Source organism: Streptomyces glaucescens (genome assembly GCF_002154375.1).
In the GTDB taxonomy this organism is placed as follows: Bacteria; Actinomycetota; Actinomycetes; order Streptomycetales; family Streptomycetaceae; genus Streptomyces; species Streptomyces glaucescens.
In genome coordinates this window covers 1-14,815 of the sequence record NZ_MUND01000055.1, presented here as the reverse complement: position 1 = coordinate 14,815, position 14,815 = coordinate 1, and the positions used below count along the sequence as shown (strand labels likewise).

The 14,815-nt window shown below is 70.2% G+C and carries 13 protein-coding genes and 3 pseudogenes; 15 read left to right on the top strand and 1 reads right to left on the bottom strand.

Going from position 1 to position 14,815, the window contains the following annotated elements; translation table 11 throughout:
- The first annotated feature begins 14 nt into the window (after positions 1-14).
- From CCN42_RS04365 to mgtE, 14 genes and pseudogenes are all read left to right on the top strand, one after another.
- Positions 15-638, top strand: a complete 624-nt coding sequence (locus tag CCN42_RS04365; RefSeq protein ID WP_086733147.1) for an isochorismatase family protein — start codon at positions 15-17, stop codon at positions 636-638.
- On the top strand, positions 635-2,527 hold the full coding sequence (locus CCN42_RS04360; RefSeq protein WP_086733146.1) for an anthranilate synthase family protein: 1,893 nt from the start codon (positions 635-637) through the stop codon (positions 2,525-2,527). Before CCN42_RS04365 ends, CCN42_RS04360 begins: the two co-directional genes overlap by 4 nt.
- On the top strand, positions 2,517-2,900 hold the full coding sequence (locus CCN42_RS04355; protein WP_086733145.1) for a hypothetical protein: 384 nt from the start codon (positions 2,517-2,519) through the stop codon (positions 2,898-2,900). Before CCN42_RS04360 ends, CCN42_RS04355 begins: the two co-directional genes overlap by 11 nt.
- Entirely contained in the window at positions 2,885-3,718 is an 834-nt protein-coding gene (locus CCN42_RS04350) for a PhzF family phenazine biosynthesis protein (RefSeq protein WP_086733144.1), read from the top strand. The genes CCN42_RS04355 and CCN42_RS04350 overlap by 16 nt, the downstream gene beginning before the upstream one ends.
- Positions 3,719-3,728: 10 nt before the next feature.
- Positions 3,729-4,376 carry a phenazine biosynthesis FMN-dependent oxidase PhzG gene (phzG, locus tag CCN42_RS04345; protein ID WP_086733143.1) on the top strand — a complete coding sequence of 216 codons (648 nt, stop codon included), beginning with the start codon at positions 3,729-3,731 and terminating at the stop codon, positions 4,374-4,376.
- A gap of 24 nt (positions 4,377-4,400) precedes the next feature.
- The gene (locus tag CCN42_RS04340; RefSeq protein ID WP_086733142.1) at positions 4,401-4,925 is read left to right on the top strand and encodes a flavin reductase family protein; all 525 of its coding nucleotides are present in this window, start codon (positions 4,401-4,403) and stop codon (positions 4,923-4,925) included.
- Positions 4,922-5,569, top strand: coding sequence for an NAD(P)H:quinone oxidoreductase (gene wrbA / locus CCN42_RS04335; RefSeq protein ID WP_245877141.1), 648 nt, complete (start codon positions 4,922-4,924; stop codon positions 5,567-5,569). Before CCN42_RS04340 ends, wrbA begins: the two co-directional genes overlap by 4 nt.
- A 208-nt stretch (positions 5,570-5,777) precedes the next feature.
- Positions 5,778-6,974 (top strand): methionine adenosyltransferase, encoded by a 1,197-nt coding sequence (gene metK / locus CCN42_RS04330; RefSeq protein WP_086733141.1) that lies wholly within the window; start codon positions 5,778-5,780, stop codon positions 6,972-6,974.
- 1 nt (position 6,975) lies between these two features.
- Positions 6,976-7,962 (top strand): carbohydrate kinase family protein, encoded by a 987-nt coding sequence (locus tag CCN42_RS04325; protein WP_086733140.1) that lies wholly within the window; start codon positions 6,976-6,978, stop codon positions 7,960-7,962.
- Complete coding sequence (metF, locus tag CCN42_RS04320) at positions 7,959-8,930, top strand: methylenetetrahydrofolate reductase [NAD(P)H] (RefSeq protein ID WP_086733139.1); 972 nt, start codon at positions 7,959-7,961, stop codon at positions 8,928-8,930. The genes CCN42_RS04325 and metF overlap by 4 nt, the downstream gene beginning before the upstream one ends.
- Positions 8,931-9,249: 319 nt before the next feature.
- A pseudogene (locus CCN42_RS44155) lies at positions 9,250-9,684 on the top strand (hypothetical protein); the annotation flags it as partial.
- Positions 9,570-10,643, top strand: a pseudogene (gene aroC, locus CCN42_RS04310) (chorismate synthase). The pseudogenes CCN42_RS44155 and aroC, both read left to right, overlap by 115 nt.
- 183 nt (positions 10,644-10,826) lie before the next feature.
- Positions 10,827-11,570 (top strand): VOC family protein, encoded by a 744-nt coding sequence (locus CCN42_RS04305; RefSeq protein ID WP_086733138.1) that lies wholly within the window; start codon positions 10,827-10,829, stop codon positions 11,568-11,570.
- 183 nt (positions 11,571-11,753) lie between these two features.
- Positions 11,754-13,058 carry a magnesium transporter gene (gene mgtE / locus CCN42_RS04300; protein ID WP_086733137.1) on the top strand — a complete coding sequence of 435 codons (1,305 nt, stop codon included), beginning with the start codon at positions 11,754-11,756 and terminating at the stop codon, positions 13,056-13,058.
- A 78-nt stretch (positions 13,059-13,136) separates the two neighbouring features.
- Here mgtE and CCN42_RS04295 read toward each other — a convergent pair whose 3' ends face one another.
- Positions 13,137-14,177 (bottom strand): acetylserotonin O-methyltransferase, encoded by a 1,041-nt coding sequence (locus tag CCN42_RS04295; RefSeq protein ID WP_245877140.1) that lies wholly within the window; start codon positions 14,175-14,177, stop codon positions 13,137-13,139.
- 431 nt (positions 14,178-14,608) lie between these two features.
- Between CCN42_RS04295 and CCN42_RS04290 the strand changes: the two are divergent.
- Positions 14,609-14,815 (top strand): annotated as a pseudogene (locus CCN42_RS04290) (MOSC domain-containing protein); the annotation flags it as partial.

The following is a 14,815-nucleotide window of genomic DNA, read 5'->3' as shown; positions in this document are numbered from 1 at the left end:
AAAGGAGCTGTTCGATGGCCGGATTGCCGCCCATCGCGTGGTATCCACTGCCGACCGCCGAGAACCTGCCCGAGAACCTGGCTCAGTGGGCCCCCCGCCCCGAGCGCGCCGTACTTCTCGTCCACGACATGCAGCGCTACTTCCTGAACGCCCTGCCGGACCCGCTGCGCACGGAGCTCGTCCACAACACTGCCCAGCTGCGCAAGCGGTGTGCCGCCGTCGGCGTGCCGGTGGCGTACACCACGCAGCCCGGCCGGATGACCGACGAGGACCGAGGGCTGCTCAAGGACTTCTGGGGGCCGGGCATGCGCACCGACCCCGCCGACCGCGAGGTGACGCCCGAGCTGGCGCCCACCGAGGGCGACTGGACGTTCACCAAATGGCGTTACAGCGCCTTCTTCCGCTCCGAGCTGCTGCAGCGCATGCGGACCGAGGGCCGTGACCAGCTCGTCATCTGCGGCGTCTACGCACACGTCGGCGTCCTGGCGACGGCACTGGACGCCTTCACCCACGACATCCAGCCCTTCCTGGCCGCCGACGCCCTCGGCGACTTCTCCGAGGACGACCACCGGCTCGCACTCGACTACGCGGCCCGGCGCTGCGCGATGGTCGTCCCGTCCGCGGAGGTGTTCGCGTGAGCGGCCGGGAGCAGGGCGACTTGCTCGGCGCCGTCCTGAACCTGGAACCGGCCGCCTTCGCCCTGCTGCACCGACCGGAGTCCGGGGTTCCGGATACCGTCGACATCCTGACCGGGGACGTCACCCTGCACAGGACGCTGGGAGACATCCCCTTCAGAGAGCCGGACGCCGGCGAGCCGCCAATGGAGCACGACGTGCTGGTCGTGGTGCCGTACCGGCAGATCACGGAGCGGGGGTTCACCGCTCCCGACGACGGCGCACCCGTCGTCGCGCTGTCGATCGGCGACCAGGCCAGGGTGCCCCTGGTCGAGCTCCTCGCCCGGCTCCCGGACACGCCGACCCCAGTGACGGCCCACGGTTTCGACATCGACGACGAGCGGTACGCCGAGACCGTACGGCGCGTGGTCACGGACGAGATCGGCACGGGCGAAGGCGCCAATTTCGTCAGCAAACGCACCTTCGTCGCCGACATCAGCGACTACTCGCCGCACAGCACGCTGGCGTTCTTCCGCCGTCTGCTGGAACGCGAGCAGGGAGCGTACTGGACCTTCCTCATCCACACCGGCCGGCGAACCTTCGTCGGGGCCACGCCCGAGCGTCACATCTCCGTGAGCGGCGGGACCGCCGTGATGAACCCGATCAGCGGCACCTATCGGTACCCGCCCGCCGGCCCCACGCTGCAGGGCCTCACGGAGTTCCTCGCGGACCGCAAGGAGACCGACGAGCTGTACATGGTCGTCGACGAGGAACTGAAGATGATGGCCCGCATCTGCCCGGCCGGCGGCCGGGTCCTGGGGCCATACCTCAAGGAGATGGCCCGGCTGGCCCACACCGAGTACTTCATCGAGGGGCAGACCGACCGTGACGTGCGCGAGATCCTGCGCGAGACGATGTTCGCCCCCACGGTGACGGGCAGTCCGCTGGAGAGCGCGGCACGCGTCATCCGGAAGTACGAACCCGAGGGCCGCGGCTACTACAGCGGTGTGGCCGCGCTGATCGGCCGGGACGTGAACGGCGAGCGCTCTCTCGACTCGGCCATCCTCATCCGCACCGCCGACATCGACGACCACGGCCGCGTGCGCATCGGCGTGGGCGCCACCCTGGTGCGCCACTCAGACCCGGACTCGGAGGTCGAGGAGACCCGTGCCAAGGCCGCCGGGCTGCTCGCCGCACTGGAGGCCGGTCCCGCCCGCCGCTTCGGGGCGCATCCGGACGTCCGCGCCGCCCTCAGCCGCCGCAACAGCGGCATCGCCCGGTTCTGGCTGGAGGAAGCGGCCTGCCGCCGGCCGGCGGTCACAGGCCTTGAGGGACTGAACGCGCTGGTCATCGACGCGGAGGACACGTTCACGGCGATGATCGGACACCAGCTGCGGGCGCAGGGGCTGCACGTGCGGGTCAGCCGCTTCGACGAGCCGTACCGGTTCGACGGCTACGACCTCGTGGTGATGGGGCCCGGCCCCGGCGACCCCCGGGCCGCCGACGACCCCAAGATCCGTCATCTCGGTTCGGCGATCGACGAGCTCCTGAAGCAGCGACGCCCCTTCATCGCCGTGTGCCTGAGCCACCAGGTGCTGAGCCTGTCCCTCGGCCTCGACCTCGTGCGGCGGAGGGTCCCGAACCAGGGCGTGCAGCGGGAGATCGACCTCTTCGGCTCGCGTGAACGCGTCGGTTTCTACAACACGTTCGCCGCCCGCAGCACCGAGGACAAGCTCGACATCGAGGGGATCGGGCCGGTGGAGGTGAGCCGTGACCAGGGCACCGGCCATGTGCACGCCCTCCGCGGCCCGGGCTTCGCCTCGATGCAGTTCCACGCCGAGTCCGTGCTGACCATCGACGGGCCGCGCATCGTCGGGCAGACCATCCGGGAGGTGTTCGACCGTGCGGGTTGACATCGCCTGGTGGGACCTCGACGGCTCCCCGCAGACCATCGACTCCCTTCGCGAGTACCTGCGGGACGGCACCGTCGACGCGTGGCACGAAGTCCCGGGCCTGCGGCTGAAGCTCTGGATGGCCGACCGCCAGCGGAACCGCTGGGGCGCGGTGATGCTCTGGGAGGCGGACCGCCCGGCCGACCTCCCGGCGAACCGCGCTGCCGAGCTGATCGGCCGCCCGCCCACCCACCGGACCAGGTTCGACGTCGAGGCCACAGTCGAAGGAGCGTACGCACTCCGCGAGCTGCAGGGTCTCGGCCCAGTGTTCGCGCTGACGGCCGCACCGACAACCTCCACACCCGGGAAAGAGACACCGTGCACGAATACATAGTGGTGGACGCCTTCGCGCGCCGTCCGCTCGAAGGCAATCCTGTGGCCGTCTTCTTCGATGCCGCAGACCTGACCGCCGAGACGATGCAGCGCATCGCCCGGGAGATGAACCTCTCCGAGGTCACCTTCGTCCTGCCGCCGGAGCAGGGCTGCGACGCGCGGATCCGCATCTTCACCCCCGTCAACGAGCTGCCGTTCGCCGGTCACCCCATGCTCGGCACGGCGGTGGCCCTGGGCGAGACCTGGAATAAGGAGCGGCTCCTGCTGGAGACTGCCATGGGGCTCATCCCGTTCGAGCTCCGCGACGACGAGGGCGTCCCCACGGTCCGGATGGAGCAGCCGGTGCCCACGTGGGAACCGTACGAGCACAGCGCCGAGCTCCTGGAGGCGCTCGGCGTGGCGGAGTCCACGACACCGGTCGAGATCTACCGCAACGGCCCCCGGCATGTCTTCGTGGGGCTCGAGAGCGTGGCCGCGCTGTCGGCGCTCCGGCCGGACCATCGGGCACTGAGCCGGTTCCCGGACATGGCTGCCAACTGCTTCGCCGATGCGGGCGCCGAATGGCGGACCCGCATGTTCTCCCCCGCCTACGGGGTGGTGGAGGACGCGGCGACCGGATCGGCCGCCGGCCCCCTCGCCATCCACCTGGCCCGGCATGGGCTCAGCACGTACGGGGAAGGGCTCCGAATCCTCCAGGGGGTCGAGATGGGCCGTCCCTCGCTCATGCTGGCGACCGCGGAAGGCACCGGCGAGCACGTCCGAAACGTGTACATCGGCGGTCACGGCGCCATCGCAGCCCGCGGCACGATCTACGTCTAGCGAGGACCACGTGAACACCCGCCAGTTCGAAAGCCTCACCAGCGAGGTCGACATCGACTTCCCCGAGTACGACAACCCGCCGGCCGACCCTTTGCCGCTGATCCACCAGTGGATCGCCGAGGCGACCGCGAACGGCGTGCGGGAACCCCGCTCGCTCGCCCTGGCCACCGCCGACAGCCGGGGCCGGGCCTCCAACCGCATCGTCGCCGTCACCGAGGTCGACGACCGCGGACTGACGTTCGCCAGTCACACCACCAGCCAGAAGGGCCGCGAACTGGCCGTCACCGGATGGGCCTCCGGTCTGCTCTACTGGCGCGAGACCGGCCAGCAGCTCATCCTCTCCGGCCCGGTGTCACAGCTGAGCGACGCCGAGTCCGACGCCTTCTGGTCCGGCCGTCCCGTCCCCCTGCACGCCATGTCCTCGCTCTCCCGGCAGAGCGAACCGCTCGACGGCACGGCGGCAGCGGCCGCCCTGCGCGCCGAAGCGGCCCGCCTGGAGGCCGCCGGCACCCCGCTGCCCCGCCCGGACCGCTTCGTCGTGTACCGGTTGGCGCCGGTCGCCGTGGAGTTCTGGTGCTCCGACTCCGAGCGGATGCATCGCAGGCTGCGCTACGACCGCCAGGACCGTGGGTGGCACGTGAGCCGGCTCCAGCCCTGATCACGACGAACCGGAGTTGACATCATGGAACACACCGCCCTGACCCAAGCGATGGCCAGGGTCCCCGGACCGGTGACCGTCGTGACCACGATTGACGGGACGGGCAAGCGCTGGGGATTCACCGCCAATTCGTTCACGTCCGTCTCCCTGGACCCGCCCCTCGTCCTGGTCTGCCTGAATAAGACCGCCAGCACGCACGAGGCGTTCACCGCGGCCGACCACTTCCTGATCAATGTCCTCGCGCACGGTGAGGACGGGGTCGCGCGGCGCTTCGCTCAGTCCGGGATCGACCGGTTCGCCGCCGGTGACATGGAGCCCTGCGAACTGGGCCTGCCCGGATCGCCGGGTGCCTGCGTCCGCGTCGCCTGCTCGATGCACTCCGTTGTCGACGCGGGTGACCACAGCATCCTCGTCGGCCGCGTGGTGGACACCTGCACGAACGACCGCACCCCGCTCGTGTACTACAACCGGGCCTTCGCCCACCCGGCCACCGCCGCCGACGCGGGCACCGTGGAGCCGGTGAAGATCCTGCACCTGGCGGACTGGTGAACGCCGTCGTGAAGGACGCGGACCAGGGCGCCGTGAAGGTCGCCGTCGTCTACTACTCCTCCACGGGCCATGTCGCCGACATCGCACGCGAGATCGCGGAGACAGCCGAGAAGGCGGGCGCTGAGGTCCGCCTGCGCAGAGTGCGGGAACTGGCACCCCGGGATGCCATCGAGTCCAATCCGGCCTGGGCCGCCCACGCCGAGGCATCAGCCGGGATCCCCCTGGCCGAGGCCGACGACATCGTGTGGGCCGACGCCGTCCTCATGGGGACGCCGACGCGGTTCGGCAACGTGTCCGCCCAGCTCAAGCAGTTCCTCGACACCCTGGGCGGCGCCTGGCGCAAGGGTGAACTCGTCAACAAGATCTACAGCGGCTTCACCTCCACGGGCAGCCCCCACGGAGGCAATGAGTCCACGCTGCTGGCCCTGATGCAGTCCTTCCACCACTTCGGGGGGATCGTCGTCGCCCCCGGTTTCACCCACCCGGACAAGTTCGTCGACGGCAACCCCTACGGGACCGCCCACCATGATGCCGGCGGCACCGCACCCGTCGGCGACGTCACCCGCAACGCGGCCCGCGTCCAAGCCGAACGCGTGGTGACCCTCGCCCGGGCGGTCGCCGCCCTGCCCGGCGGAAGCCGATAACGGCTCCGCCCCCGTACGGAACGCGGAGGGCAGTCCCCGTCCATGCCACTGCCCGTCGGCAGAAGCGGGACATCGGCCCCGTCGGCCCGGTCCGCGTTCCCACCGGCCGGAGAGCTCTCACGTCCCCCGGAGAGCTCTCCGGTCCGGCCCCCAGCCACCCCACACACGTTCCACCACCAGTCAGCAGCCGCTGCGACCAGGGAGAGCCATGCCCCGCCGCCTGTTCACGTCCGAGTCCGTGACCGAGGGCCACCCCGACAAGATCGCCGACCGGATCAGCGACACGATCCTCGACGCCCTTCTCCAGGAAGACCCGCGGTCGAGGGTCGCCGTGGAGACCCTGATAACGACCGGCCAGGTCCATGTCGCCGGGGAAGTGACCACCACCGCGTACGCAGACATCCCCGGCCTGGTCCGCGAGGCGATCCTCGACATCGGCTACGACTCGTCCAAGAAGGGCTTCGACGGCCGGTCGTGCGGCGTGTCCGTGTCGATCGGCGCGCAGTCCCCGGACATCGCGCGGGGCGTGGACCCGTCCGGCGAGGACGGCGACGACGTCCTGGAGACGCAAGGTGCGGGCGACCAGGGGTTGATGTTCGGGTACGCCTGCGACGAGACACCCGAACTGATGCCCCTGCCCATCCAGTTGGCGCACCGGCTCTCGTACCGACTCTCCCAGGTTCGTAAGGACGGCATCGCACCGTACCTGCGTCCGGACGGCAAGACTCAGGTCACCATCGAGTACCTGGGCAGCCGTGCCGCCCGCCTGGACACCGTGGTCGTCTCCGCGCAGCACGCCGCCGACGTCGACCTGGACAACTTGTTGGCTCCCGACATCCGCACGCACGTCGTCGAGCACGAACTCGCTCGACTGGCGGACGACGGGATCAAGCTGGACACCGAGGGCTACCGACTGCTGGTCAACCCCACCGGACGGTTCGAGATCGGCGGCCCGATGGGCGACGCCGGCCTCACCGGCCGGAAGATCATCATCGACACGTACGGCGGCATGGCCCGGCACGGCGGCGGCGCCTTCTCAGGCAAGGACCCGTCGAAGGTGGACCGCTCGGCCGCCTACGCGATGCGCTGGGTAGCCAAGAACGTCGTCGCGGCCGGCCTCGCCCACCGCTGCGAGGTCCAGGTCGCGTACGCCATCGGCAAGGCCGTACCGGTCGGCCTGTTCGTCGAGACCTTCGGCACGGCCACCGTCCCGCACACCGCCATCGAGACGGCCATCCGGAAGGTCTTCGACCTGCGCCCGGCCGCCATCATCCGCGACCTGGACCTGCTGCGCCCGCGTTACGCCCGGACCGCCGCCTACGGCCACTTCGGGCGCGAACTGCCGGACTTCACCTGGGAGCGCACCGACCGGGTCGAGGCGCTGAAGAAGGCCATGGGGTGCTGACATGAGGATCGCCGTCACCGGCTCCATCGCCACCGACCACCTGATGACCTTCCCCGGCCGCATCACCGACCAGCTCCTCGCCGACCGCCTGGCCCACGTCTCGCTGTCCTTCCTGGTCGACTCCCTGGAGGTCCGGGACGGCGGCGTGGCCGCCAACATCGCATACGGGCTGGCCGCCCTGGGACACCATCCCCTCCTGGTGGGCGCGGTGGGCGCCGACTTCGCCCCGTACGGCAGGCGACTGGCCGACCTGGGGGTGGACATCTCGGCGGTCCACGTCTCACCCACCCGGCACACGGCACGCTTCCTGTGCACAACCGACCAGGACGGCAACCAGATCGCCTCCTTCTACCCGGGCGCGATGTCCGAGGCGGCGGCGATCGACCTGGCCGACGTCGCCCGCGAGCACGGCGGCATCGACCTCGTCCACGTCGGCGCGGACGAACCCGCCGCGATGCTCCGCCACACCCGCGCCTGCCGCGCCCTCGGCCTCCCTTTCGTCGCCGACCCGTCCCAGCAGCTCGCCCGGCTGGACGGCGAGCAGATCCGTGAACTGGTGGCCGGAGCCCACCATCTGTTCACCAACGAATACGAGCAGGGACTGCTGCTCGCCAAGTCGGGTTGGACGCGCACCGATGTCCTGCGACAGGTCGGCACCTGGGTGACCACCCTCGGCGAGAAGGGCAGCCGCATCGAACGCGCCGGTGAACCCGTGCTCGACGTCCCCGCAGTCGCGGGGGCGACGGTCGCCGATCCGACCGGTGTCGGGGACGCGTTCCGGGCCGGATACCTGGCCTCATCCGCGAAGGGCAAGAACGCCGTGGCCTGTGCGCAGGCGGGCGCCGCCGTGGCCGCGCTCGCCCTCGCCTCCGTCGGCACCCAGACCTACACCGCTTCCCCCACCCTTCTGCGCGACCTGTTGACCACGGCGTACGAGGCCGTCACCCGCCCGGTGACGGGCCTGCCGTCTGAGGGAGCTCGGCCATGACCGCAACCACTCTGACCCCCGTGCCTGTCCCGGCGGTCCGGCCGAGCCCCGCCGAACTGATCGCGTCCGGCCACCGGTCGTACTCCTTCGAGTTCTTCCCGCCGAAGTCCGTGAGGGGCGAGCGGTCACTGTGGAGTGCGCTGCGCCGCGTCGAGCCCCTCCGACCCGCCTTCGTCTCGGTGACGTACGGTGCGGGCGGCTCCTCCCGGGAACGCACCACCACCCTCACGGAACGCATCGCCGAGGACACGACACTGCGCCCGGTCGCCCACCTCACGGCGATCGGCCACTCCACGGCCGAACTACGCGCCATCATCGGCCGTTACGCCGACGCCGGTATCCGTGACGTCCTCGCGCTGCGGGGAGATCCGCCCGGAGATCCGAACGGGCCGTGGACTCCCCACCCCAACGGGCTGGACCACGCCGCCGAACTCGTGGAACTCCTTCGTGACTGCGGCAACTTCAGCATCGGCGTGGCGGCCTTTCCCGAGCGACATCCGCGCTCGCCCGACTGGAACACCGACATCCGCCATTTCGTGGCCAAGTGCCGGGCAGGCGCGGACTACGCCATCACACAGATGTTCTTCCGGGCCGAGGACTATCTGCGGCTGCGCGACCGGCTCGCGGCCGCCGGATGCGACACACCTGTTATCCCCGAGATCATGCCCGCCACCCGCTACGAACAGATCAGTCGGTTCGCTCGGCTCAGCAACGCGACGTTCCCCGACGATCTCGCGATGCAACTGCGGACCGCGCAGTGCGACCCCCACACGTCCCATCGCATCGGCGTGGACCACGCCACCGGACTCGCCCAACGCCTGCTCGACGAGGGGGCACCCGGCCTGCACTACATCACTCTCAATGACTCGTCCGCCGCCATGGACATTCACCGAGGGCTGCGTCTGCCCGCGCCACCCGGTCACCGGCAGACAGAAATCCCGGCGGCCGTCTTCCCGGAGCAGACATGACCACGGACACACCGCATCCGGCACCCACCTGGTCGCCCGGATACCGGGCTCGAAGGGTTTTGCCAACAGAGCGCTCCTGCTCGCCGCAGCCGCCTCGGGTGCCAGCCGCGGCTGGGGCCGCTCGTCAGTGACGACACGGTGGCGTTCCAGAACGCGCTGACGGAACTCGGTACGCGGGTGGAGCGCAGCCCCATGGACGAGTTCTGGGACGTGACCGGAATCGGCTGGGGACCGGCCGGGCAGGCACGCTGGGTGCGCGGACACCGGCACGGCAGCACGTTTCCTTCCGCCCTTCACCGCCACCGGGCGCGGCCGTTTCCTCTTCGACGGATCCTCGCAACTGCGTGCCCGCCCCCAAGGGCCGCTGCTGGAGGCCCTGCGCCGGATGGGCGTCGACGCCGAGGGGGGGCTTGGGCGACGGACTTCCGCTGCTGATCCGTACGCAGGGTGTGGCGGGCGGTGCGAGATCTCGGTGGACTCCTCCATGAGCAGCCAGCGCCTCAGCGGACTCCTGATGGCGGCGCCGTTGATGCGCGACGGACTGGTGAGCAGGTTGAGCTGGCTTACCGCGGGGGCCCACGGCCCGCGCTCGTCGCCGCACTGGAGGGTCTGCCCGCCGGCGTGCCAGTCACCACGCGGATGGCGTCGGACCAGCTGGCCCGGCGGCGGCTTGGGCACGGGCGAGGTGCGCGCATGGCGTTCGAGCGGGACGAGGTCGCCTTCCTGGGCGGTGTCCGGCACGGGCTGCCCCTGAACTCTCCCGTCGCAATCACGGTGGGCAACACGCAGTGGCCGAAGTGGGAGCAGGCGATGGCGGCCGACCCGGTCGACCCCTCGGAGCTCAAGGACACCGGCCGCAACGCGCCACTGCCCCGCCCCCGACCGGGTCACGCGGACCTGGCGGGCATGCAGAAGTACGGCTTCGCCGAGGCACGTCCGGTGCTTGAACGTGCTTCGGCTCGGGAGACGGCGGCCCGGGTCGCGCTGGGCGCGGTGGCCCGTTCGTATCTGAGGGAGACCGCTGGCATCGAGGTCGTCAGCCATGTCGTCGAGCTGGGCGCCGCGCAGGCTCCCCAGGGCCTGCGCCCGATGCCGGCCCACGCGGCCCGGCTCGACGCCGACCCTGTGCGCTGCGCCGACGCGGACGCGTCGAAGGCGATGGTCGCCGCGATCGACCAGGCCCACACGGACGGCGACACGCTCGGCGGCGTGGTCGAGGTTCTGGCGTACGGCGTCCCGGTCGGGCTCGGCTCTCACGTGCACGGGGACCGACGGCTGGACGCCCGGCTCGCTGCCGCACCGATGGGCGTCAGGTGATCAAGGGCGTCGAGGCCAGTGACGGCTTCGGGCTGGCCCGGGTGCCGGGCTCGCGGGCGCACGACGAGATCGTCGCCACAGACGAGGGCATCCCACCGCTCCGGCGGCGAGGAAGGCGGCCTGAGCACCGGTGAGCCGTTGCGGGTGCGCGCCGCGATGAAGCCGATCGCGACCGTGCCGCGGGCCTCGGGGACGGTGGACGTGGCCACCGGACAGGGGGCGCGGGCCCCTCACCAGCGCTCGGACATGTGCGCGGTGCCGGCAGTCGGCATCGTCGCCGAGGCGATGGTCGCGTTCGTGCTGGCGGACGCGGTGGCCGACAAGTTCGGCGGCGACAGCGCGCCCGAGACCCGCAACAACGTCCGGTCGTACCTCGACCACCTCGCGATCCGCTGAGCGCGGCGCCCGCCCACCGTGAGGAATTTCGGCACGGTGGACGCACCCGGTGGAAGGATTCCACTAGTTGTCGGCGCTCGCTGGAGCCTCGCCGCAGGGGACCGTCACGCTGGTCGAGCTGAGCCCGGAGCATGACCGGCTCACCGTGACGACGATGGATCACTGCGGTAAGAGGAGAGAACGATGAAGATCACCCGCCACCTTCCCGGCGCACCCTGCTGGGCGGATCTCGACACTCCCGACGTCCCTTCCGCGCGCACCTTCTACACCGCCCTGTTCGGCTGGAAGGCCATCGAACTGCCCACCGGCTACGTGAACTTCGCGCTGCGCTCGGAGAAGATCGTGGGTGCGATCAAGCTCAAGAAGGGCGAGGAGCACTCGGCTGGCTGGAGTGTCTACTTCATGACGGACGACCTGGTCGAGACGACGAAGGCGATGGAGGCGGCCGGCGGCCGTGTGGTCAGCCCGCCGCGGAAGGTGTCGGTTGCCGGCAGCGCAGCCGTGTACAGGGCCCCCGACGGTGCCCTCTTCGGCGCCTGGGAGCCGGACAAGCACTCCGGGTCCGGCCTGGTGCGCGAACCCGGTACGCCGTCCTGGTTCTGGCTGAGCACCCCGGACGTCGACGGCTCCACCGCCTTCTACGAGCAGGTCTTCGGCTGGACGGCCCTGCCGTCGACGGCGGGGGACGCCACGCGCGTCACGGCGGCCGGTGACGCGGACGAGTTCGGCAGGCTCACCGAGGGGCCCGTGGACACGGCGGGCTGGACCCTGCACTTCGGCGTCGAGGACGTCGACGCGGCATCGGTGACAGCCGCCTCGCTGGGCGGCACGGTCGTCTCCGCTCCCACCGACGTGACCGGCGTCGGACGGGTCGCCGTCCTGAAGGACCCGTCCAGCGTGCGCTTCGCGCTGGTCGCGCGAGCCTGACGCGTCCGTACCGCTCCGGTGGGGCGGCTCCATGGAAAGCCGTGGAGAGCAGTGCAGGGCCTTGGAAACCTCTCCCACCGGGGCGGTGCCTCGCTCGCGTGCAGAGCGTCCCGTCCCACCGCCTGCCGAGGTGACTGTTGCCATGCCGCATGTCCGACTCTCCGACGACGAGCTGCCCACCGAATGCGGGACGCTCTCGAGCGCCACGACCTCCGTGACGCCCAGTTCCTGCTGGGCCAGCGCCTGCCCCATGTGATCGCGGACGAACTGGCGCGGATGAACGCCGTCGACGCAGTCGTCATCTTCCGGCTCCCGGACAAGGACGAGGCCATCAAGGTCTTCGAGGAACTGGAGCCGGTCGACCAGCTGGCCATCCTGATGGGGCTGCGGGACGCGGCCTTCCGCGAACTGGTCGAGGAGCTGGACCCCGACGACCGCGTCCGCATGCTCCACGAGGCCCCGGCCAAGGTGGTCCAGCGGGTCCTGGCGGGACTGAGCGCCCACGAGCGTCAGAAGACGGCCGCCCTGCTGGGGTATCCGGAGGGCTCCGTGGGCCGCTACAGGGCACCCGAGGTGGTCGCGGTGGACCGGCACCTGACCGTCCGACAGGCGCTGGACCACGTACGGGCCAAGGGAGCCGACGCCGAGACCAACTACACACTGCACGTGGTGGACGCCGACCGCCGCCTGATCGGCGTCGTCGAACTGCGCGAGCTCGTACACAGCCCTACGGGACGGGACGTCCTCTCCCTCGTCGCCGCAGACGCCCCCCGCGTACACGCCTCGGATCCTGCCGAGGACGCGGCGCGCCTGACGCGCGAGACCAACACCCTAAACCTGCCCGTCGTCGACAGCGAGGAGCGGCTCGTCGGGCTGCTCACCATCGACGACGCAGTCGAGGTGATCGAGGAGGCGGACACGGAGGACGTCGCACGTCAGTCAGGGGCGGCTCCGTGGAGCGGTCACTACATGGCGGCGACCGTGTGGCAGCTGGCTCGCTACCGGGTCGTACGGCTCCTGCTCCTGCTGCTGGCCGCGACGCTCACCGTGGCGGTGACCGAGGCCTTCGAGAATACCCTCGAGCAGGTCACACAGCTCGCCCTGTTCATTCCGCTGCTGATCGGTACGGGAGGCAACACGGGGGCCCAGGCGGCCACTGCCGCCGTTCGCGCGCTGGCGCTGGGCGAGGTGCGCGGCTCCGAGCTGCCTGTGCTTATCTGGCGCGAGTGCAGGGTGGGGCTCGTGCTCGGAACGATGCTGGCGACGCTTGGGATGGTGCTCGTGGGCGCGCGTATTGCCCTCGTCGTCGGCGTCACTCTGGTGCTCATCTGCGCCTGGGCCGCGACGGTCGGCGGCACCATGCCGCTCCTGGCCAGACGTCTCCACATCGATCCGGCGGTGGTCTCGGCCCCGATGGTGACGACCCTGGTGGACGCCACCGGACTGGTGATCTACTTCCTCACTGCGCGGGCTGTCCTGGGCATCTGACGACGAGAGTGCGACGAATAAGAGGCCTCCTGGTGGGCACAGCCGCCCGAGCACCAGGAGGCACTGTCCGCTGCCGGCTCAGTCGGCGACGGCGACGATGACGCTCGACGGCGCCGAGAGCGCCACCGTCTCCGCGTGGCGCAGACCGGCCGCCTTGAACAGAGCTGTGAACTCAGCCTCCGTGCGCTCGCGTCCCGGGGTGAGCGCCATCATCACGATGTCCAGGAACTTCCCGGGGTGCGGGACATCGCCCTCGGGAATCACCGGGTCGAGGATGACGACCCGGCCGGCGGGGTCCATGACCTCGCGGATGTTCTTCAGGACGGTGATCGCCTCTTCGTCGCTCAGCTGGTGTATCACGTGGGAGATCACGTAGCCGTCGGCGCCGGTGGGAACGGCGGCCAGATAGTCACCGAAAGCCGTCTCGCTGCGGTCGATGACACCGGCCTCAGTGAGCACCTCGACGGCCCCGGGAACGACCTCGGGCATGTCGAATACGACACCGCGCATCTCCGGGTAGCGCTGCAGGATGCGCGCCACGAGGTACCCGTGGCCGCCGCCGATGTCCACGATCTTCCGGATTCCCGTGAGGTCGTAGGACGCGACGGCGACGCTCTGGAGATGGCTGACGATCTCACCCATCGCGTTGTTGAATATCCGCCCCACCTCGGGGCGATCGGTCAGGTAGGAGAACAGGTCGGTGCCGTGCACGTGCTCGAACGCGGACTCTCCGGTGCGGATGCTGTGCCCGAGCGCGGCATATGCCTGCTGCAGCGCCGGCTGCCCCTCGTAGCGGAAGTGGTCCCGCAGCGAGCCGGGGATGTCCGAGCGCAGCGTCTCGGCCATGGTGTTGAGCGCGAACGTACTCGGCGCCACCTCGGTGAACACCCCGCGGCTGGCAATGGCCCGCAGCGCGCGGTACAGGGTGCCTGGGTGCGCGTCGACGCGCTTGGCAATCTCGTCGACCGGCAGCGGACCGGCGGCGAGCTGATCGGCCACTCCCAGCTCGGCCACCACGTAGAGCAGATGCGCCAGCCTCAGACCGTTCTGGAAGTCCAGCATGCGCCCCTTCGCGGCATCCAGGCTCAGCTCGTTGTTGGCGAGAATATCGGCGGTCACCCTCGATCACTTCCGTTCATAGTCGTCGCGGTCGTCGTCGTACCTGCCGTGGCGCTCCTCGCCCCGTCGCATGGCGCGTGGAGGGAGGAGTCCTGCTTCAGTGCCTGCGGCCGAACGGTGAACTGAGGGAATTCTGTTGGTCCCCTCGGGCGAGCCGGTAGCGCGCTCTGAGCGATCTGCCACTTTGTTCCACGGAGCGGCCCCTCATTGAAGGATGCGTGCACGCTCGGCTTCCCGGCCCCGTGCCCTGATCCATGCGTTGTACGTCGATGGCCTCGCAGTTTTTGGTCAGATCACCGCCCCTCCACGTTCCGCCGCAGACCGTCGCCTACCGTTACCGGTGCTGCGACGCCCCCCTCTAGATGGTCGATTCCAAGGGGTGGCGGGGAAATGAGTCGCTCTGGCGTGCAGAGGATCGTACTGTCGCGCGCATGAAGCTGCTCTCCGTCAATGTCGGCAAGCCCCGACCCAACCCGTGGAAGGGCCTCAGCGCGACGGGCATCGACAAGCGGCCTGTTGACGGCCCGGTTGCCGTCATCGCGCCCGGGCCCAAGGGCACCGGCGAGGTCGGTCTCGTAGGCGACCGCGTCTACGACGTGAAGCACCACGGCGGTTCTGACCAGGCCGTCTACGCCTAT